Genomic DNA, 12,308 nt, shown 5'->3' with positions numbered 1-12,308 from the left:
AATGAGGATTAGTTGATTGTAATTCAGATATTTTTCTATTTTTGTGAAGATTACTATGAATACACCGATGAGAAAACTTATACTTTTTACCCTACTTTCATTAATAATGTTGGATGTATATAGCCAAAGAAGGCGTGTACGTTATAAATACGAGATTATATACAGTTTAGGGATGACAAATTTTCTAGGTGAAGTTGGTGGAGCGAATCGAGTTGGAACCAATTTTGCTCGTGATTTAGAGTGGCGAGCTATTAGACCCGTTGCCGGTATTGGATTACGCTATAAAACAAGCCCTTATTATGGTTTTAAAGTAACACTAAATGTTGCTCAAGTTACAGGAAGAGACAGCTGGACAGAAGAAATGTTCCGAAATAATAGAAATATTACTTTCCGTTCTTCTATCATTGAGCTTGGAGGGCATATAGAAGGCTATTTCACAAAAGAAAATACGGCTAGTATTTATCGTATAAGAAATGTAAAAGGCCGAAAAAAGAAAAACATTCAGGCGTATGGTTTTACAGGTATCCATGGTTTCTATTTCAATCCAAAAGGTAAATACCAAAACTCATGGGTTGCATTGCAACCTCTTGGAACAGAAGGGCAAGGCTTAAATGGAACCAAAAAATACAGTCGATTTGCATTGGCTATTCCTGTTGGTCTTGGTATGAAATACAAAATAGATAGGAGATGGAGTTGGGGAGTTGAATTTGGTTTGCGAAAGACTTTTACAGACTATATTGATGATGTAAGTACTGTTTACTATGACAATGCCGCTATTTTGGCCGCAAAAGGTGCTCCGGCAGCATACTTGGCAGATCCAAATAAAGGAGTTCCTGAACTTTGGAGCTCTACTTTAGCCGGGGAGCAAAGAGGAGACCCTAAAAATAAAGACTCTTATATGTTTTTAACCTTTAACGTGAATTACAAATTCATGTACAAGAGAAAAACTAGATCTAAGTTCTAATACATTTATCTTCTTTTATTTCTGTTATTCCCTTTTTTGAAGGTTTGCTATTGTTATATTTGCACAAGGTCAAATTACCAATTATATGAAACCTTCAACACCAAAAGGAACCCGAGATTTTTCGCCTACCGATGTAGCTAAAAGGAATTATATTTTCCATACGATAAAATCTACTTTTACTCGCTATGGATTTGACCCAATTGAAACTCCGGCCATGGAGAATCTTTCTACATTAATGGGAAAGTACGGAGAGGAAGGGGATAAATTACTTTTTAAAATTTTAAATTCAGGGGAAATTTTAGAGAAATTAAGAAGTAAGACTGATGAATTGAAAATTGGCGATATAACAGAAAAGGGGTTGCGTTACGATTTAACCGTGCCTTTTGCTCGCTATGTAGTACAACACCAAAACGAGATTACATTCCCCTTTAAACGCTACCAAATACAACCCGTTTGGCGTGCCGACAGACCACAAAAAGGAAGATACCGAGAGTTTTACCAATGCGATGCAGATGTTATTGGCAGTGAATCGCTTTTAAATGAAATTGAGTTGGTAAAAATGATTGATGATGTTTTTTCAACGCTAAAATTACCTGTTATAATTAAACTAAATAATCGAAAAATTTTATCCGGATTAGCCGAGGTAATTGGAGAGCAAGAAAAGATAATTGACATTACAGTGGCTATCGATAAGCTGGATAAAATTGGTATAGAGGGCGTAAACAAAGAATTAACAGAAAAAGGTATTTCGAACCAAGCAATAGAAAAATTACAACCTATAATCAATTTTGCTGGAGATTATATAGAGAAAATAGAATTGCTTTCGACTATTTTGGCTGGCAGTGCAATTGGGTTAAGAGGCATTGAAGAAATAAAATATGTTTTTGAAAAAATAGCGAATTGCGAATTGCAAACTGCAACCTGCGAACTCGATATAACTCTTGCGCGTGGTTTGAATTACTATACTGGAGCTATTGTAGAAGTTAAGGCAAATTTAGGAACTTTAAAAAGCAGTATTTGTGGAGGCGGAAGGTATGACGATTTAACCGGAATTTTTGGATTGCCTAATCTGTCCGGAGTAGGAATTTCTTTTGGCATTGATAGAATTTTTGACGTACTGGAGGAAGCTAATTTATTTGCGGATGTGAAACCATCTAACACAAAGGTTCTCATTATTTGCTTTAGCGAACAAGAGTTGGATTATGGATTTCAACTGCTGCTGAAGCTAAGAAATGCTTCTATTAACAGCGAATTGTATCCGGATAGAGTTAAAGTGAAAAAACAATTTGAGTATGCCAACAAAAAAAACATTCCATATTGTATTGTAATTGGTAGCGAAGAGATGGCAAGCGGACAGCTATCAGTAAAGAATATGCAAAGCGGAGAGCAAGAAAAATTAACCATAGACAATCTTTTACTTTTTTTGAACAGGTAGCTATATGCAATCAATAGAACTAAGCCCCAATAAGCAATTAAGTCTGGAAAAAATTTCAGCTTACATAAATAAGTCGCTTAAAATTTCTTTGTCGGAAAATGCGAAAAAGAAAATAGAAAAAAGTCGAAAGTATTTAGACGAAAAAATAAAGTCATCCAACAAGCCTATTTATGGTATAAATACCGGTTTTGGCTCTCTATGCAACACTACCATTGATACTACTGACTTAGAACAATTGCAAGAAAACTTAATTTTATCTCACGCCTGCGGTATTGGAGAAGAGGTGCCTGCGGAGATAGTAAAGCTAATGTTATTGTTTAAGATTCAAGGATTATCTCACGGAAACTCGGGTGTTCAACTAAGCGTGGTAAGGTATTTACAGCTATTTTACAACGAAGATATTTTACCTGTCGTTTACAATCAAGGATCACTCGGTGCTTCCGGAGACTTAGCTCCCTTGGCACATCTTTGTTTACCACTAATTGGAGAAGGCGAAGTAATGTTGAACGGAAAAAAAATAAAAGGGAAAGATATTTTAAAAAAATTAGGGCTTAAGCCAATTAAATTGAAATCGAAAGAAGGATTGGCACTATTGAATGGTACGCAGTTTATGAGTTCTTATGGTATCTGGTGTTTACTGCATGCGCAAAGGCTTTCTGTTTGGGCTGATTTAATTGCAGCTTTATCATTAGATGCATTTGACGGACGTGTAGAGCCCTTCGATGAGAAATTACATGTAATCCGTCCGCACAAAGGACAAATTCAAGTAGCCGAGAGAGTGCGAAAAATACTATCAGGTAGCCAGTTGATTAAACAACCTAAAAAAGCTGTTCAGGATCCATATTCATTTCGTTGTGTGCCGCAAGTGCATGGAGCATCACTCGATACAATTGACTATGTAACCGAAATTTTTGAAACAGAGATAAATTCGGTTACAGATAATCCAACCGTATTTGTAGAAGAAGACGAAATAGTATCTGGTGGAAATTTTCATGGTCAGCCACTTGCATTGGGATTAGATTTTTTAGCTATTGCACTGGCAGAAATTGGCAATATATCTGAAAGACGCACCTATCAGCTAATTTCCGGACAACGTGAATTACCGCCATTTTTAGCAAAAAAATCTGGACTAAATTCCGGATTTATGATTCCTCAATATACCGCTGCGTCTATTGTTAGTCAAAACAAGCAACTTTGCGCACCTGCAAGTGTTGATTCTATTGTTTCTTCTAATGGACAAGAAGATCATGTTTCTATGGGTGCAAATGCAGCAACAAAATGTCTGAAAGTAGTGGAGAATTGTTACAAGATATTAGCAATAGAATTGTTTACAGCGGCTCAAGCATTAGAATTCCGGAGACCTTTGAAATCATCTACGATTATTGAGCGGCTCATTAAAGAGTATCGTACAAAGGTAAAATTTATTGAAAAAGATAAATTGATGTATCCTGATATTCATACAACTGTTGATTTTATTAAGATGTATGAGCCGGGAGTTTAAATTTGTATTCATTGTCTTTTTCATCCTTACTTTTTTTTCATCTTTTGCATGCGAATGTCCACCTATTAATACACTAGATATTAATGAAGTTGACAAATACGATGTATTGTTTGAAGGGCAAGTTGTTTATGTTGATTCGTGCGATACAAAAAGCAGTGTGCAGTTTAGAATTGATAAGCTTTTTAAGGGTGTTTCGGATTCGTTAGTCGATATTCAGTTTGATTGTAGTTCCGATTGTCAAATGTCTTTTGCGGTGGGAGAAATCTGGATAATGTATGTGAAATATGCAAAATTCGGAAAACTGAAAGTTGATTTATGTAGTAGAACTCGAAAAAAATTAGATGCCACTGCCGATTATTATACAACAACACACCAATTAACGTTTGTTCAAGAAATTGAAATGCTTACGCAACTGTTAGGGAAAAAGGATGTGATGAAAATAAATAATCCTAATATGGGAAATAGAAATTTAATTATACCAAAGCGTCCTAGTATGTTGCTGATGTTGATTTTTTCAGTTGTTGGAATGGTTGCAATTTATTTTATCATAAAAAAAATTATGTAGGCATTCCAAAAATAATGTTGACTAAACTAACCTACATTTAGTCAAATCGATTTTTTTTTAATACTATAAAAATCCGTTTAATTTCTTTTATCCATAAGTAAATTAATACCGGAAAGACAATAACTGAAAGTTTGTTGTAATCAAAAGCGGTGCTAAAATCAAAATGAATGAGGTGTTGTACGGCTCTGGTCATCCCGCAGCCAATGCATGTTTGGTCAAATAAAAGTACCGACAAGCAAATTGTTTGTCCGTTATCAAAAAACGTGCTTGGCAAATAAAACAACACAAATGGAATACTCAACAGTACAAGAAAATAAAAAATGTAAAAAGAGTATTTCACAAAAAAGATTTTAGTCTGTATAGTTTCCATTTCTAGGTTGAAGACCTCCGGTTAAAAGCATTATGCCATCAATAACCCAACCTATACCACAAAGCCCTGCAGTTAAAAGATATAAAATACCAATACCATAATGACCTAAATAAAATCTATGAATACCAAGCAATCCAAAGAAAAACCAAAATAATACTGTAACTAAAAAACTTTTATTATTACCACCTACATTATTTGTTACATTAACATTAACAATATTAGAACTAGAATTGTTGGGAGAATTATAATCAGAGCTAGGACTAGTAGCAGAGGAAGTAGATGAACTTTCTTGGGAATTCATCACAGTACTTGTGCCGTTAGGATACTTAATCATAAATATCTCTGACTTCAACTTTGTAAAGGTTGGTCCTGTTATATTGTCGCAAGCCTTGTATTTAATTTCGGATTGACCAACTTCTAACACTTTTGCTTTAAACTCTTGACCCGTTTTTAAAATAACAACATCGCACTCATCAACAATTTTAAATCTAGAGTTTTGTTTGGACAAAGCTATCTTACTATTTGATATAGAAGCAACCATGGGGCTTTCATTGGCAGAATGCTTTGTGGTAGCTTCCGGAAACAATGAAATTTCATTTATAGAATTTTGCTTTTCTTTTTGCAAAGCTATTTTGCTATTTATCGGCTTATTTGCTTCCCAATTAACATAATAACCTGACCTGTAAACTCTTTTCTCTATTGTACACGAGTTGATAAGAAGCACTAGTATTGCCGTGCAAAATAAAATTACAATTTTCTTCATTTGACTTGTTTTATAAAATTAACGTACAAAAAAATGATTACTCAAACAGGAAATACAATCCAACAAAAATTAAGATGATTGAAATAGTTGTAAATCCATATAAAATCCAATTATACAAATCCGGAATAGGGTTAAGTATAGATAAAATACAGCTTAAAAAGCCCATAAAAGCCCCAATGCCCAACCAAATAAAACCAACAAACTGCCGTTGCGAATTTTTCGTCTTTTTGTAGTGCGCAATATGCAACTCTATGCTTTCATTATCCATTTCAAGCGCTAACATGCTTTTCTTAATGGCATCCAATTCTAAATTGGTATCAATCCATTTTTTAATAATAGCAGAATCAATTTTAGTAGTTTGAGCTGACATGTAATAAATACTAGTTGTAATTTAGGTTCTTTTTTGGTTTTTTTCAAGAAAAAGGAATATAAAACTGCACTAAAATAGATTAAGTGCTACTTAACTAAATTTTAACTAAGGGTAAATAGTGTGCAGCTCAACTAGTTAAAAATGGTATATTACCTATTGTTACGATATTGTATTACACAGGATCGTACTAATAAACTTTAGAAGCTTGCAATGCATGTATAGTGTATGTTAATCTAAATACAATTCGCAAATGAACAGCTACACCGAAACTTTTGCTTCATGGAATAAAGTAGCAAAACTTTACAATGACAAATTCATGAAGTTGGATATTTATAATTATACATACGATGCATTTTGCACAGAAGTACACGAAGAGAATCCTACGATACTCGAGATTGGTTGTGGTCCAGGAAATATTACTCAATACTTACTAAAGAAGCGCCCCGATTTTATACTAGAAGGAATTGATGTTGCCCCCAATATGATAGAATTAGCTAAATCAAATAACCCGAGTGCGCATTTTAGTGTAATGGATTGTAGAAGTATTAATACTATTAAAAATCAATTTAATGGAATTGTTTGTGGCTTTTGTTTACCTTACTTATCGGAGGAAGATGGCATAAAACTTCTAGAAGATTGTAACCATTTATTGGCAAACAACGGAACCATTTACCTGAGTTTTGTAGAAGGAGATTATGCCCAATCGGGCTTTAAAAAAGGAAGCAGTGGAGATAGAATGTATTTTTATTACCATAATTTAAACCAACTAAAACAATGGTTTTTGCAGGCGGGCTATTCTATTTCCAATATATTTAAAGTAAATTATGAAAAAAATGATGCCGGGTTAGAAGTGCATACAGTGGTAATTGCGAAAAAAACGAAGTAATACGATGCAAAGAAGGAAGGGTTACTAATTAGGTATATTTATCAAGAAAATAAACGTTAGCAAGTAATTACAAATGCTTACAATTAATTACAATTAATTACAATTAGACTTGCGTTTATCTTTTAGTTAGTACCAATTATTCAGACAAAATGAAATTCACATTTTTAATATCGACACTCATTCTTTTTTTTAACATAAGTGCACAGACATCTTTGTTAAAAAAAGGAGAAAAAGCACCTGACTTTGAAGCTGTCGAAATATCCACAAGAGCCGACAAGAAATTAAGTTCAATTAATTCTGACTATTGCTTAGTTGTTTTTTATATGAAATCTTATGACATACTTGGATTAAAAAATGTATACACAGACTATAAGTCAAAGGGACTTAAAATTTATGCGGTATGTATCTGTGACAATTGCGACCCAGAAATCAAACGTTTGGAAGATTTAAAAATTGAATGGACCACAGTTAGACCTTGGGGTAATGCATATACCAAGAAAGGGAATATAAATAAATATTTTATAATATCTCCAAGAGGTCTAAGCAGACCTGTTTATTATTTGCTCGACAAGGAAAAAATTACTCTCTCAGACCGAATTAACAATTATAAAAAACTTGAATTAGAACTTAAGAAAGCAATTAAATAACTGTTACTAACAGCAGCCTTGCAATATGCTGGGCTTTGTGCAAGCTGCAAATGTTTATTAATTCGGTATAAATTTATTTCTAAACATTTGCCTTAATCAATTATGCTTTTAATTTATATTTGTGGTAGCAGACAGTGAAGTGCTTTCTAATCCAGCACATCGCAATGCAGCCAACCGTTAGCGGTAATTTTTAGCCCATGTTGGTGTTATCACCAACATGGAGTTGTTTATTTTGTTTGAAGGTGTTAGATTAAGATTCCATCAGGTTGTTGGTGGATAACGCCAACAAAGGCTAAAAGAGGCCGAACCCTTTTTCGGCAACCTTAAGACAACAATATAACTTTAAACCACGCATCTAAAATCAACTTTTTTTTAGACCGTCTATAATTTGTTTAACGACAGCTTCCTTATCATTTCGTAACTGTTTAGCAAACTGCTTTGCATAAGGATGGACATCATGATATTTCTCACTCCATGAAATAATCTCAACCAAAGCTGGAACCAAATCAATCCCTTTGGGTGTGAGTGTATATAGAATTTTTGCTTTGCTTTCAGGATGCTTTTGTCTAGTAATGATACCACCTGCTTCCAACAACATCAATCTGTCGGCAAGAATATTTGTAGCAATTTTTTCACCACCGTTCAAAAAATCACCATAAGTGTTCATTCCATTAAAAACCATATCACGAACTATCAATAAAGACCATTTATCTCCTAAAATATCCAAAGCGGTGCTAATTGGACAAGCAGAACGATATTCAATTTTTTTCTTCTTCACGACACAAATTTACAAATCCACTTGCATATAACAAGTATTTTGCTTTATATTTGCACTTTCAAATAGCAAGTGAAATTTTAAAACACAAAATTATGAGCAAATTGCAAGCACACAACGAAGCCTTAATCAACTCACCAATAAGTAACGTTTGGGCAATCATTACCGACATTACACTTTTAGACAAAATAAATCCTGGCGTTATAACGGCCACAGGTCGAATGGACAAACAAGGCGAAACACGAACTTGCGAAATGGAGAACAGGGGCAAACGAGGTACAATGACCGAAAAATTAGTTGAACTGGTTCACGAAAAGAAAACCGTTTGGGTTATTGAAAACGATAGCATGGGAATGGGTAAGATGTTGAAAGACCCACGATTTTGCTTCTATCTTGAAAAGATAGACGAGAACCGAACTAAAATCATAAATGAATCATATTACGAGCCCGCAAACCTTTTAGTAAGAATTATGAATGCGTTGATGATGAAAAAAAAGATGAGTGAGATACAAGGAAAAATTCTTTCAAACATTAAAGGTTTAGCAGAAAAATAAATTGATAAGGCAACTATTCACAACGAAATAACAATAAACGCATCGGTTGATAAAATTTGGGAAGCATTGACAAACATTGAACTCCTTGACAAGTACGACCCAACTGTTAAACAATCAACTGCACTTTCAGAAAACAAAAGCGGATTAAATGCAAAAAGAAAAGTATTGATGCTTGATGGCAAAAATTGGTTCGAGGAAAAAGTAACAGTATTCGAACCAAACGAAACATTAACCTATCAATTGACTGACTGTTCTTTTCCAATCGCAGGACTGAAACACAGTTACAGCTTCGAGAAAGTTGGCAGCCAAACAAAAGTGAAACAGGTAATGGAATACACGGTTAAGTTTGGTTTACTGGGCAAGTTTCTTGACAGTTTAATGTTACGCAAACAATCGGACGCAGGAATTAAAAAATTCTTTGCAGGACTTAAATCGTATACGGAAACTCATTAACCCTAAATCATGGCTTACAACGAAAAATTAGCAAATCGCATTCGAGAGCAACTTGAAGACCTTCACAACATTCAAGAGAAAGAAATGATGGGAGGTTTAACCTTTATGTATAATGGCAAAATGTGTGTGGGTATTATTGCAGGCGAAATGATGTGCCGCATAGACCCCGACTTTCACAAAGCAGCGATAGAAAAAACAGGTTGCCGAACAATGGATTTTACAAAGCGACCAATGAAAGGCTATGTAATGGTGGACAACACAGGCATGAAAACCCAGAAAGAATTCGAGTACTGGATAAATCTTTGTTTGGTATTCAATAGCAAAGCCAAGGCATCAAAAAAGAAGAAAAAATAATTTCATTAATCAACTACAAAAATCAACTACCAAAGAGTTGTTTATGTTATTTGAAGGTGTTAATTTAAATTCCATCGGTTCGTTGGTGGATAAGTCGAACAAATGCTCAAATTAACAATTCGAAAAATTATTATAAAAAATATTAAAACTATGAAAAAGTTACAATTCAACGTAAGCATCAATGCACCTGTAACCAAGGTATATGATTTTATGCTTGGCATTAAGAGTAAATCAACTTATGAACAATGGACTTCTATGTTTAACCCGACCTCTACCTATGAAGGGGCTTGGGACAAGGGAAATAAAATTTTATTTATTGGAGTAGATGATAAAGGTGAAAAGGGAGGTATGGTCTCTAAGATAGTTGAAAACATTCCCAACCAATTTGTTTCAATTCAACATTATGGTCTTTTAAAAGCTGACAAGGAAATTACAGAAGGACCAGAAGTGGAAAAATGGGCAAACGGATTTGAAAACTACACCTTCGAAGAAAAGAATGGAACTACAACCGTTATTGTTGACTTAGATACCACTGAAGAATTTTTAGATTATATGAACCAGACCTACCCAAAAGCACTCGATAAGTTGAAAGAATTTTGTGAAAAATGATAATTTCTAGAATATCTTTAGCCCTGTTCGTGTTATCTCCATTATGGAATAATTTGGGTTATTTGAAGCTGTTAGATTAAGATTCCATCAGGTTGTTGGTGGATAACACCAACAACGGCAGAATCTGATGAATATGTAATAGCCTTATCCAATAACCCACAAACAGTAACAATGACACGGTGCTATACTATTATAAACTAACAATTACCTCACAATGAAAATAGAAGTAAATGCACAAGTAGATAAATACCTTATTGATGGTTGCATGCGTTGCAAATACGGTGGAACAGCGCAATGTAAAGTAAACACCTGGAGAGCAGAATTAGAAACACTCCGACAAATTGTTTTGGAATGTGGCTTAAAAGAAGAAATAAAATGGGGTGTTCCGGTGTACACACTCCATGGTAAAAACATTGTAACAGTAGCAGCATTAAAAAACTATGCTTCAATCGGCTTTTTTAAAGGAGTACTTTTAACAGATGTACATAAAATTCTCTCGCAACAAGGCAATCTCCAGTCTGATAGGTTAGTGAAATTTGTGGCTTTAGATGAAATATTAAAGCTACAAGATGTACTAAAATCTTATATACTAGAGGCAATAGCAATTGAAGAGAGTGGGAAAAAAGTTGTATTCAAGAAAAACCCAGAACCTATACCTGATGAGCTTTTACAGGCATTCGACAAAGATTCTAAATTAAAAAATGCTTTTTACGCTTTAACACCGGGAAGACAAAGGGGGTATATCATTTATTTTTCCCAACCCAAACAAGCGCAAACTAGAATAAACAGAATTGAAAAATGCAAACAACAAATTTTAAATGGTATTGGCTTGAATGATAAATAGTGCTGTAAAAAACTATGCAACTATTTACAAATTAACTTACAGTTGCTTTATCAATTTCTTTACGTAAAAGCACAAAGGTATCGTCAATGGTGCCCATTCCGTTTATGGAACGGAATTTATTTTGTTTTTCGTAAAATTGCTTAACTACAAGCGTTTTGGTATTGTATTCCAAAATACGTCTTCTGATGGTAGTTTCGTCTCTATCATCTGCTCTTCCAGACAATTCGCCTCTTAGAAGCAATCTTTTTATAAGCTCTTCATCACTTACTTCTAAGGCAAGCATCATCGTAATAGAAGTTGCTTTATCGTGCAGTAATTTATCTAATGCTTCTGCTTGCGCTGTAGTGCGAGGAAATCCATCAAATATAAACCCCTTGGCATTTTTATTATGCTCTAGTTTAGAGCTAATCATCCCAATCACAATTTCATCCGGCACTAGTTTGCCTTCGTCCATCAATTTTTTAGCCTCAATGCCTAGCTGCGTTCCCGCAGCAAATTCAGACCGCAATAAATCGCCCGTTGATAAATGCAGAAGATTGTATTCATCTATTAACTGCTGCGACTGAGTTCCTTTTCCTGCTCCCGGAGGGCCAAACAAAACAATATTCAACATATCTGACTAACGTTTATTGCTATTTATCATTGTATAAATGTGCTGCAAATTTCTTCCATGTCCATCGTAATCTAACCCATACCCTACCAAAAAACGATTCGGAACTTTAATTCCCACATAATCAATTGGAATATCCTTTTTATAAGCCTCTGTCTTCATCAACAAAGACGCTACTTTTATTTGTTTGGGCTTTACCTTTTTTAATTCTTTAAAAATAGCTTCAATGGTTGTGCCTGTATCAATAATATCTTCTACAATTACCACTACTCTATCTTTAACAGATTCGGTAAATCCTAAATCAAATTTTACCTTACCGGTTGTTTTAGCACCTTTGTAAGAACTTGCTTTTACAAACTCATAAGAGCAATCTGTCTTAATCAATTTAAGAAGGTCGGAACCAAAAAAGAAACCTCCATTAAGAACAACCACAAAAACTGGATTCTTTTTCTTAAGATCCTTATTAATTTTTGAAGCAACGCGCTCAACAGCCATTGTAATTTCAGTTCGTGAAATAATGCGCTCAAAGCGTTTCTTGTTAATCTTAATATCCTCCATAAATAATTTGTCTAATTTAACAATTAACCTGAATTATCAATAAATAAAAA

17 protein-coding genes are annotated in these 12,308 nt (G+C 34.2%); 11 read left to right on the top strand and 6 right to left on the bottom strand.

Annotated elements, in window-relative coordinates; genetic code table 11:
• The first annotated feature begins 67 nt into the window (after positions 1–67).
• The 4 genes from J0M08_03795 to J0M08_03780 all read left to right on the top strand — a co-directional run bounded on the left by J0M08_03795 (position 68) and on the right by J0M08_03780 (position 4,465).
• Positions 68–964 carry a hypothetical protein gene (locus J0M08_03795; protein ID MBN8702161.1) on the top strand — a complete coding sequence of 299 codons (897 nt, stop codon included), beginning with the start codon at positions 68–70 and terminating at the stop codon, positions 962–964.
• Positions 965–1,049: 85 nt separating this feature from the next.
• Positions 1,050–2,399 (top strand): histidine--tRNA ligase, encoded by a 1,350-nt coding sequence (locus J0M08_03790; protein ID MBN8702160.1) that lies wholly within the window; start codon positions 1,050–1,052, stop codon positions 2,397–2,399.
• A 4-nt stretch (positions 2,400–2,403) separates the two neighbouring features.
• On the top strand, positions 2,404–3,900 hold the full coding sequence (hutH, locus tag J0M08_03785; GenBank protein ID MBN8702159.1) for a histidine ammonia-lyase: 1,497 nt from the start codon (positions 2,404–2,406) through the stop codon (positions 3,898–3,900).
• Positions 3,884–4,465 carry a hypothetical protein gene (locus tag J0M08_03780; GenBank protein MBN8702158.1) on the top strand — a complete coding sequence of 194 codons (582 nt, stop codon included), beginning with the start codon at positions 3,884–3,886 and terminating at the stop codon, positions 4,463–4,465. The genes hutH and J0M08_03780 overlap by 17 nt, the downstream gene beginning before the upstream one ends.
• Before the next feature lie 37 nt (positions 4,466–4,502).
• Here J0M08_03780 and J0M08_03775 read toward each other — a convergent pair whose 3' ends face one another.
• The 3 genes from J0M08_03775 to J0M08_03765 all read right to left on the bottom strand — a co-directional run bounded on the left by J0M08_03775 (position 4,503) and on the right by J0M08_03765 (position 5,968).
• Positions 4,503–4,805 (bottom strand): DUF2752 domain-containing protein, encoded by a 303-nt coding sequence (locus J0M08_03775; protein MBN8702157.1) that lies wholly within the window; start codon positions 4,803–4,805, stop codon positions 4,503–4,505.
• A 10-nt stretch (positions 4,806–4,815) separates the two neighbouring features.
• Positions 4,816–5,136, bottom strand: a complete 321-nt coding sequence (locus J0M08_03770) for a TM2 domain-containing protein (GenBank protein MBN8702156.1) — start codon at positions 5,134–5,136, stop codon at positions 4,816–4,818.
• A gap of 499 nt (positions 5,137–5,635) precedes the next feature.
• A complete protein-coding gene (locus J0M08_03765) occupies positions 5,636–5,968 on the bottom strand; it encodes a hypothetical protein (protein MBN8702155.1) in 333 nt (110 codons plus the stop codon).
• Between the two features lie 250 nt (positions 5,969–6,218).
• Here J0M08_03765 and J0M08_03760 point away from each other — a divergent pair, with 250 nt between their 5' ends.
• Both J0M08_03760 and J0M08_03755 read left to right on the top strand, forming a co-directional pair.
• On the top strand, positions 6,219–6,854 hold the full coding sequence (locus J0M08_03760) for a class I SAM-dependent methyltransferase (GenBank protein MBN8702154.1): 636 nt from the start codon (positions 6,219–6,221) through the stop codon (positions 6,852–6,854).
• Positions 6,855–7,003: 149 nt separating this feature from the next.
• The gene (locus J0M08_03755; protein MBN8702153.1) at positions 7,004–7,501 is read left to right on the top strand and encodes a hypothetical protein; all 498 of its coding nucleotides are present in this window, start codon (positions 7,004–7,006) and stop codon (positions 7,499–7,501) included.
• A 361-nt stretch (positions 7,502–7,862) separates the two neighbouring features.
• Here the strand turns inward: J0M08_03755 and J0M08_03750 are convergent, their stop codons facing one another.
• Positions 7,863–8,279 (bottom strand): helix-turn-helix transcriptional regulator, encoded by a 417-nt coding sequence (locus J0M08_03750; protein ID MBN8702152.1) that lies wholly within the window; start codon positions 8,277–8,279, stop codon positions 7,863–7,865.
• Between the two features lie 92 nt (positions 8,280–8,371).
• Between J0M08_03750 and J0M08_03745 the strand changes: the two genes are divergently transcribed.
• The 5 genes from J0M08_03745 (at position 8,372) to J0M08_03725 (ending at position 11,090) form a co-directional block, all read left to right on the top strand.
• The gene (locus tag J0M08_03745) at positions 8,372–8,830 is read left to right on the top strand and encodes an SRPBCC family protein (GenBank protein ID MBN8702151.1); all 459 of its coding nucleotides are present in this window, start codon (positions 8,372–8,374) and stop codon (positions 8,828–8,830) included.
• Positions 8,831–9,283, top strand: coding sequence for an SRPBCC family protein (locus tag J0M08_03740; protein ID MBN8702150.1), 453 nt, complete (start codon positions 8,831–8,833; stop codon positions 9,281–9,283). It begins immediately after the preceding gene.
• Between the two features lie 9 nt (positions 9,284–9,292).
• The gene (locus tag J0M08_03735; GenBank protein MBN8702149.1) at positions 9,293–9,637 is read left to right on the top strand and encodes a TfoX/Sxy family protein; all 345 of its coding nucleotides are present in this window, start codon (positions 9,293–9,295) and stop codon (positions 9,635–9,637) included.
• A gap of 150 nt (positions 9,638–9,787) precedes the next feature.
• Complete coding sequence (locus J0M08_03730; protein MBN8702148.1) at positions 9,788–10,246, top strand: SRPBCC domain-containing protein; 459 nt, start codon at positions 9,788–9,790, stop codon at positions 10,244–10,246.
• Between the two features lie 214 nt (positions 10,247–10,460).
• Entirely contained in the window at positions 10,461–11,090 is a 630-nt protein-coding gene (locus tag J0M08_03725; GenBank protein ID MBN8702147.1) for a YdeI/OmpD-associated family protein, read from the top strand.
• Between the two features lie 31 nt (positions 11,091–11,121).
• Here the strand turns inward: J0M08_03725 and J0M08_03720 are convergent, their stop codons facing one another.
• Both J0M08_03720 and hpt read right to left on the bottom strand, forming a co-directional pair.
• Positions 11,122–11,703: an adenylate kinase gene (locus tag J0M08_03720; GenBank protein MBN8702146.1), complete on the bottom strand. Its 582-nt coding sequence runs from the start codon at positions 11,701–11,703 to the stop codon at positions 11,122–11,124.
• A gap of 6 nt (positions 11,704–11,709) precedes the next feature.
• Positions 11,710–12,258: a hypoxanthine phosphoribosyltransferase gene (gene hpt / locus J0M08_03715; protein ID MBN8702145.1), complete on the bottom strand. Its 549-nt coding sequence runs from the start codon at positions 12,256–12,258 to the stop codon at positions 11,710–11,712.
• Positions 12,259–12,308 lie beyond the last annotated feature (50 nt).

The sequence above is a fragment of the Bacteroidota bacterium genome (assembly GCA_017303975.1).
Classification (GTDB): domain Bacteria; phylum Bacteroidota; class Bacteroidia; order JAFLBG01; family JAFLBG01; genus JAFLBG01.
The sequence above is the reverse complement of the archived record's forward strand: the minus strand, read 5'-3'. Positions and strand labels throughout refer to the sequence as shown.